We start from the raw sequence: 6,224 nt of genomic DNA, 5'->3' as shown, positions 1-6,224 counted from the left end.
AGATTGCAGATTGCAGATTGCAGATTGCAGATTGCAGATTGCAGATTGCAGATTGCAGATTGCAGATTGCAGATTGTGGTATCACCCAATCAGAATTTGCTCCTCCGGGTACTGGATGAGATCATGGCGTGTACGTGGTTGGGCAATGATCACAATGATGGTTAGGGCACCAAGGCGACCCCAGAACATCATAAAACAGATCAAGATTTGGCCAAATAGATTGAGTTGACTCGTCATGCCCATGGAGAGGCCACAGGTGGCAAAGGCGGAGACCACCTCGAAGACTACGATGTCAATCGGGGCATCGTGGGTCATGAGGATGAGCCAGACGCTGAAGGTGATCACAAAGAGGCTAATGGTGAGTACGGCAGCCGCTTTACGCATCGTACCGAGCGCAAGGGTGCGCCGCCCAAACTGGGCTTGGTGGTGACCACGCGCATAGCTCCAGAGCGAGATACTCAGGGCCGCAATGGTGCCCGTTGTGACCCCGCCGCCCATGGAAGCAGGTGAGCCGCCAACAAACATGAGGGCGGTCAGCATGACTTGGCTGGCTTCACTGATCATGTCGGTATCGGCAATGCCATCGAAGCCGCCCGAACGGGCCGAGATGGATTGAAAAATACTGATGAGAACTAAACGACTCAGCGGTTCTTCAGCCAAACTCGCGCCAGGGCGTCTCTCAGCCAACCCAATGTTGAAGGCCCCAAAGAGCAGCAAGAAGATGGCCACGCGCAGAGTGATGCGGGTGTGCAACGAAAAACGCCGTGAGCGCCAAAAGACAAAGAGATCGCCCAGCACCGGAATGCCCAGGCTACCCATGAAGATCAGCGCCCCAAAGACCATCAGGCTCAACGGATCACGCGGAATGCCCTCCGGGTAGCCGGGGGTGCCGCCAAAAAGGTTAAAGCCCGCGTTGCAAAAGGCCGAGATGGCATGGAACAGGGCGTAGAAGGCGGCTTCACTATCACTTAGTCGCGGATCGTTACGCCAATGGAGGTAGAGGATGGCGGTAGCAATCGTCTCAATCACAATCACCGTCACCAACACACGCATGGCGAGACGCACAATTGCGGCGGGTGCCAACAGCCCCAGCGAGTCGCTCAAAGCCAAACGATCCATCAGGCTGATGCGTCGCCCCAACAGCAGCATCACCAGCACCGCCCCGACCATAAAGCCAATCCCGCCCAACTGGATCAGCAGCAACAGGACAAATTGACCAAAGCGTGACAGATCCTCCCCAGGCTCAATAATGGTCAAGCCGGTGACACTCAGCGCCGAGGTTGCGGTAAAGAGCGCCTGGTTCCACGTAAGCGGCTGCGTGCCCCCCGAAATGGGCAGCATGAGCGCCACCGTGCCCAAGGAGACCAGCAGCACCAGACCAAGCATCAGGCGCACGGGTACAGGTAGCGGTCGTGTTTTTCCCCCGGGCAGTTGACGACGTGAAAAGATGTTACGCATTACACTTGGCTACAGAAGCTACTAATGGATGGATCAGTACCAATAATCACAATCATATCACCACGCGCAAAGAGCAGATCAGCCGCAGGGGTGACAATCATCTGGTTATCGCGGCGAATGGCAAGAACATTGATATTGAAGCGTCTGCGTAAACTACTCATCATCAATGATTGACCAATCAGCCACTCAGGCACATGCACCTCAGCAACGCTAAAGCCAGCCCCAAGCTCCAGGTGATCGAGTACCTGTGGTTCAGCCAGGCGCCAGGCGAGACGCGCCCCGGCCTCATGTTCAGGTAGCACCACCTCATCAGCCCCAACCCGCAGCAGTATTTGTTGCTGACGCTCGCTTACCGCCTTACAGACCACCCGGCGCGCTCCCAGGTTCTTCAGAGTAACCGTGGTCATCAAATTGTTCTCAAAATGGGTTCCAATGGACACGACCACGGTATCGAACGAGAGAATATCCACCGCGAGGAGTGCGTCCTCATTGGTTGAATCGAGCGCCACAATTTGGGTAATACGGTCGGCAAGATTTTGCACAATCTCAGGGCTGCGGTCAATGCCTAGCACACTATAGCCCCGTTCGATCAGATTGAGCGCCACAGCGCTGCCAAAACGGCCCAAGCCGATGACGGCGAACTCATGGCCAGCAGGACGTTTCATGGTGTAGTCTCCGGTCTAATACCATTTCAGATTGTAGATTGTAGATTGCAGATTGCAGATTGCCGAACATGGCGTTCCAATGGGCGTTCGCGTTCTTGGTAATGCGGCATGTTCAAGGGTTATTGATCTAAGTCAGCCAATCAGAATCTGCTCCTCTGGGTAGTGTAGCACATCAGGGCGGCTACTAGAACGGGCAATAGCAACAATGATCGTGAGTGCTCCTAGACGCCCCCAGAACATAACGAAGCAGATCACCATCTGGCCAAAGAGATTCAGTTCGCTCGTCATGCCCATCGTTAGGCCACAGGTAGCAAAGGCCGAAACCACCTCGAAGGTGACGAGATCAAACGGAGCGTCATGGGTCATAAGGATGAGCCAAATGGCCAGACAAACCACAAAGAGGCTGATGGTCAATACGGCAGCAGCTTTACGCATGGTACCAACCGCCAACGTGCGCCCGCCAAACTGAGCCTGTTGTTGCCCACGGGCAAAGCTCCAGAGCGAAATGGTGAGTGCTGCAAACGTGCCGGTCGTAATTCCGCCACCCATTGAAGCGGGCGCACAACCAATGAACATCAGGATGATCAATACCAGCATGGTTGCTGGGCTCAGTGCGGTGAAATCGGCAATACCCGCAAACCCGGCAGTACGCGCCGAGATGGACTGGAAGAGGCTGATCAGTGCAAGACGTGGTAGCGGCTCTGCATCTAGCGTCGCCCCCTGACGGCTTTCGGCCAACGCAATATTGATGGCCCCAAAGAGCAATAGGAAGATTACGACCCGCATGGTGATGCGCGTATGCAAGGAGAAGTGGCGAATGCGCCAAAAGGTAAACAATTCGGCTAAAACAGGAATACCAAGCCCGCCTAGAAAGATCAGGCTGCCCAAGATGATCAAGCTCAGGTTGTCGCGGGGAATACCATCAGGATAGCCTGGCGTACCGCTGAAGAGATCAAAGCCCGCATTGCAAAAAGCTGAAACAGCGTGAAATATGGCATAGAAGGCGGCCTGCCCCTCTGTAAGCCGTGGATCGTTGCGCCAATGCAGAAAGAGCAACAACGCCCCTAGCCCCTCAAGCAGGAGTACAATCAGCAACACCCGCATCGTTAGGCGCACAATCGCCGCAGGCGCAAGCAAACCCAACGAATCGCTCAGTGCTAAACGGTCGGTGAGGCGTATGCGCCGTCCTAAGAGGCGCAAGACCACCACCGCAACCACCATAAAGCCAACGCCACCCATCTGTATCAGCAAGAGTAGCGCAAGCTGACCATAGATTGACAGATCGGAACCGGGCGTAATAATTGACAGCCCCGTTACGGTGAGTGCTGAAGTTGCGGTAAAGAGCGCCTCATTCCAACTCAGCGGATGCTCGCGCCCCTCAAAGGGTAAGATGAGCGCAAATGTACCCAAAACCACCAACACAACCAACCCCAGCACCAAACGTAGTGCTGGGGTCGCGGGGCGCTGGCGCTGCCATGGAGTTGTCTGGGCAGCTTTAGATTGTTGAGCAGCCATTATTTGGGCAGTATTATACCCCTTTTTGCTTCCCCTGTGGCGGCAAAGCCGCCACAGGGGAAGGAGAAAAACGAGGTTACTCGTGCGCTTATGCTACAATAGCCACGCTATGGAAAAAGACGCTCTGACTCTGATTGATACCCACGCCCATTTGCATATGGGCCAGTTTAACCCGGATCGCGCTGCGGTGATTGCCCGTGCTGTTGCCGCCGGAGTTGGCCGCATCATCGAGATTGGCTATGATCTGCCCTCTTCGCATGCCGCCATTGCTCTTGCCGAAGCCCACCCGCAGGTCTTTGCGGTAGTTGGGGTACAAGCCAATCACCTCGCCGATCTGCCCGATGATTGGCTGGAACAAGTGCGGGCTCTGGCCGCGCACCCTCGCGTAGTGGCGATTGGCGAGATTGGCCTCGATTTCTATTGGAAAAAAGCGCCCCTTGAGGCGCAGGAACGGGTCTTTCGGGCTCAATTGGCCTTGGCGCGCGAACTGGGCATGCCGGTGGTGATTCATAGCCGTGAGGCCCATGCCGACACGCTGCGGATTCTCGACGCTGCGGCACGTGGCCAGCCCGGAGTGATGCACTCGTTCATTGGCGATTGGGTTTTCGCCCAAGGCTGCCTCGATGTAGGTTTTCTGCTCTCGTTCTCCGGCCCGCTCACCTTTAGCAAGCTCAACGAATTGCACGAGGTCGCACAGCGCGTCCCAGGTGATATGTTTCTCGCCGAAACCGATAGCCCCTACCTCACGCCCCATCCCCACCGTGGGCGTCGCAACGAACCGGCCTATGTAGCCTATCTGGTGCAGCGCATTGCGGAACTCCGTGGCGAGCCAATTGAGCAGGTTGCAGCCCAGATCTGGGCTAATGCAGCGCGTCTCTTTCCAAAGCTGGGGGCTATGCCCGATGCGCAGTAATACCCATGTACGATTGTAGATTGTAGATTGTAGATTGTAGATTGTAGCAACCGATAGGGCTTTGGGATGCCCAGGATGGCCCTCACCCCCTACCCCTAATCTGCAATCTACAATCTGCAATCTGCAAGACGCGACGCTTGGCTTCGACAGGCTCAGCCAGCGTCTGGGACGCCATGTTCGGCAATCTGCAATCTACAATCTGCAATCTCCTACCCCTCCAGCAACAAGACCTCCGGATCCTCCAGCAACTCCTTGATGCGTACCAGGAAACGTACCGCCGTGCTGCCATCAATGAGGCGATGGTCGTAGCTGAGGGCGAGGTACATCATGGGGCGCACCACGATCTGGCCGTCTACGACGACGGGACGTTCTTCGATCTTGTGCATGCCCAGGATGCCTACTTGGGGCGCGTTGAGGATGGGTGTGGACATGAGCGAGCCGTAGACGCCGCCGTTGGTGATGGTGAAGGTGCCGCCCTGCAACTCGGTGAGGCTGAGGGTGCCTTCGCGTGCTTTCATGGCTAGGGCGCTTATCTCGCGTTCGAGTTGGGCAAAACTCTTCTGGTCGGCGTCGCGCACAACTGGCACCACGAGGCCCTCTTCAACCCCTACGGCTACACCGATGTCGTAGTAGTATTTGAGGATGACCTCATCGCCCTGAATTTCGCCATTGACACTTGGGAAGGCGCGGAGTGCCCCAACTACCGCTTTGGTGAAGAAGGACATAAAGCCCAACCCGACCCCATGGCGCTCTTTGAAGCTGTCTTTGCGGCGACGGCGCAACTCCATGACGGCGCTCATATCCACTTCGTTGAAGGTGGTGAGCATGGCGGCGTTCTGTTGAGCCTCGACCAGCCGACGGGCAATGGTCTGGCGGCGGCGACTGAGGCGCTGGCGCTCTTCGCGCCGCCCGCTGGCTACGGGTGCCGGGGTTGCTGTGGGCGCAGGGGCGGGGCGCGGGGGCGCAGGGGCGGGCACTGCCACCGGCTGGGGTTCAGCGGGCAACGGAGCAACCGTCGTCGTTGCGGCGGGGGCCGGTTGCACTTGGCGCAATACATCGTCTTTGGTGATGCGCCCGTCTGGGCCACTCCCACTCAGCCCTTGCAGGGCCACCCCATGCTCACGCGCAACCTTTTGGGCAGTGGGGGTCGCATGGGTCGCAGCACCATTGCCCTCCTTAGCACTAGGTGGGGGCATCGCTGCGGGGGTAGCTTTGGCGGGTTCACTAGGCGCAGGGGCGCTACCGGGCACAATTGTACCCAAGAGATCGCCAATGCCAACGACCTCCCCCTCTGCGCGGGTCAAGGCCCCCATCACCCCGCCATGATCGGCGGCCACCTCCAAATTTACCTTATCGGTCTCCAACTCCACGACAGGCTCACCGGCAGCAACCGCTTCGCCTTCTTGTTTCAACCAACGGGCAATGGTCGCCTCGACGATTGATTCGCCCAGGGCGGGGACTTTGATCTCGTAGGCCATGGTCAAGACTCCGTGTTGTAAGATTATCTAGAGCGTTTGTAGAGATGCAGAGGTTTTTACTACAGAGGCACAGAGAACACAGAGAAGAGAGGTATGTATAGTAAGACCATCACCGTAGGAGGCTGTCTGAAAAGTCTATGAACTGACGTTGGAGTGCCGGCTTCAGCCGGCTAAAGCCGGCACTCCAACGCGTGC

The 6,224-nt window shown here is 56.9% G+C and carries 5 protein-coding genes; 1 reads left to right on the top strand and 4 read right to left on the bottom strand.

Annotation, left to right across the window (positions count from 1 at the left end):
• Positions 1-81 precede the first annotated feature (81 nt).
• The 3 genes from CJ255_RS20795 to CJ255_RS20785 form a co-directional block, all read right to left on the bottom strand.
• Positions 82-1,458 (bottom strand): TrkH family potassium uptake protein, encoded by a 1,377-nt coding sequence (locus CJ255_RS20795; RefSeq protein ID WP_097645997.1) that lies wholly within the window; start codon positions 1,456-1,458, stop codon positions 82-84.
• Entirely contained in the window at positions 1,458-2,123 is a 666-nt protein-coding gene (locus tag CJ255_RS20790; protein WP_097645996.1) for a potassium channel family protein, read from the bottom strand. Before CJ255_RS20790 ends, CJ255_RS20795 begins: the two co-directional genes overlap by 1 nt.
• Before the next feature lie 132 nt (positions 2,124-2,255).
• Positions 2,256-3,638: a TrkH family potassium uptake protein gene (locus CJ255_RS20785; RefSeq protein WP_097645995.1), complete on the bottom strand. Its 1,383-nt coding sequence runs from the start codon at positions 3,636-3,638 to the stop codon at positions 2,256-2,258.
• A gap of 109 nt (positions 3,639-3,747) precedes the next feature.
• On the opposite strand from CJ255_RS20785, the gene CJ255_RS20780 reads away from it, so the two are divergent.
• A complete protein-coding gene (locus CJ255_RS20780; protein WP_097645994.1) occupies positions 3,748-4,551 on the top strand; it encodes a TatD family hydrolase in 804 nt (267 codons plus the stop codon).
• Positions 4,552-4,760: 209 nt separating this feature from the next.
• Here CJ255_RS20780 and odhB read toward each other — a convergent pair whose 3' ends face one another.
• Positions 4,761-6,029: a 2-oxoglutarate dehydrogenase complex dihydrolipoyllysine-residue succinyltransferase gene (odhB, locus tag CJ255_RS20775; protein ID WP_097645993.1), complete on the bottom strand. Its 1,269-nt coding sequence runs from the start codon at positions 6,027-6,029 to the stop codon at positions 4,761-4,763.
• Between the last annotated feature and the right edge of the window lie 195 nt (positions 6,030-6,224).

Source organism: Candidatus Viridilinea mediisalina (genome assembly GCF_002532535.1).
GTDB classification, from domain to species: Bacteria; Chloroflexota; Chloroflexia; order Chloroflexales; family Chloroflexaceae; genus Viridilinea; species Viridilinea mediisalina.
This window is presented reverse-complemented; position numbering and strand designations above follow the sequence as displayed.